Below are 818 nucleotides of genomic sequence, written 5' to 3'. Positions count from 1 at the left end.
AAGACTTCTTTTAGTTTAAAAAGAGGTCTTTTTTGCTTTTTATGCAATTTTAAAGACTGGTTTTGCTTATAGCCTTTTTTCTTATTTTATATTTGCACTCACAATACAACAACACACACAATGAATATTCTAATTTTAGGATCGGGCGGTAGAGAGCACGCCTTTGCTAAAAAACTTTCAGAAAGCACAAAAATCAACAACCTTTTTGTAGCTCCTGGTAACGCAGGAACTGATGCAATTGCTAAAAATATAGCTATCAATCCAACTGATTTTGCACAGGTAAAAGAAACCGTTTTACAACACGATATCAATATGGTAGTTGTAGGTCCTGAGGCGCCTTTAGTTGAAGGAGTTCATGACTTTTTCTTAGCTGATGAAGAGTTGAAAAACATTCCAGTAATCGGGCCTAAAAAAGATGGTGCTTTATTAGAAGGAAGTAAAGATTTTTCGAAGCAGTTTATGGAAAAACACAATATTCCTACTGCTCGTTACCAATCTTTTACTACTGAAACCTTAGCTGAAGGAAAAAAATTCTTAGAAACGTTAGATCCTCCTTACGTATTAAAAGCAGACGGATTAGCTGCTGGAAAAGGAGTGTTAATCTTAAACGATTTAGAAGAAGCCAAAGCCGAATTAGAAGAAATGCTTTCCAATCAAAAATTTGGAAGCGCTTCATCAACAGTCGTTATTGAAGAGTTTTTAAAAGGAATAGAATTATCTGTTTTTGTTTTAACTGACGGAAAAAATTATAAAATTTTACCATCTGCTAAAGATTACAAACGTATTGGAGAAGGCGATACAGGGCTAAATACAGGCGG

The 818-nt window shown here is 34.5% G+C and carries 1 protein-coding gene; it reads left to right on the top strand.

What is annotated here, in order from left to right; all coding sequences use genetic code 11:
• Positions 1–120: 120 nt before the first annotated feature.
• Positions 121–818, top strand: a 698-nt coding sequence (locus OU788_RS12480) for a phosphoribosylamine--glycine ligase (protein WP_446751496.1), incomplete at its 3' end; no start/stop codon positions are given.

The sequence above is a fragment of the Tenacibaculum sp. L6 genome (assembly GCF_028823685.1).
Classification (GTDB): domain Bacteria; phylum Bacteroidota; class Bacteroidia; order Flavobacteriales; family Flavobacteriaceae; genus Polaribacter.
The sequence above is the reverse complement of the archived record's forward strand: the minus strand, read 5'-3'. Positions and strand labels throughout refer to the sequence as shown.